Annotated in this window: 1 protein-coding gene; it reads left to right on the top strand. The window is 60.9% G+C overall.

Going from position 1 to position 368, the window contains the following annotated elements; translation table 11 throughout:
* Window positions 1-368: two-partner secretion domain-containing protein (locus AKL28_RS23755; protein WP_156226496.1), on the top strand; the 368-nt coding region annotated here is incomplete at both ends.

Below are 368 nucleotides of genomic sequence, written 5' to 3'. Positions count from 1 at the left end.
CGGCAAGCGGCCGCCAATGGCACAGGCGTACCCGACGGCCTGGCCGATGGCGGTCTCAAGGTCGACACCAACAGCCTCACCAAAGGCTGGTTGAACGCCAATGCGCCGACGCAGACTAGCGCCAATGGCCAGACCACGGTGGCCATCCAGCAAACCGCCGATAAAGCGATCCTGAACTGGGAAACCTTCAATATCGGCAAGAACACGATCGTCAATTTCCTGCAGCAACCGAACTGGGCGGTGTTGAACCGGATCAACGATCCACTGATGCGCCCGAGCCAGATCCAGGGCCAGCTCAACGGCGACGGCACGGTGATGATCGTCAACCGCAACGGCATCGTCTTCAGCGGCAGCAGCCAGGTCAACAC

This window comes from Herbaspirillum chlorophenolicum (assembly GCF_001189955.1).
Lineage (GTDB): Bacteria > Pseudomonadota > Gammaproteobacteria > Burkholderiales > Burkholderiaceae_D > Herbaspirillum > Herbaspirillum chlorophenolicum.
Note: the sequence above shows the minus strand (reverse complement) of the source record. Positions and strands in the feature narration are given on the sequence as shown.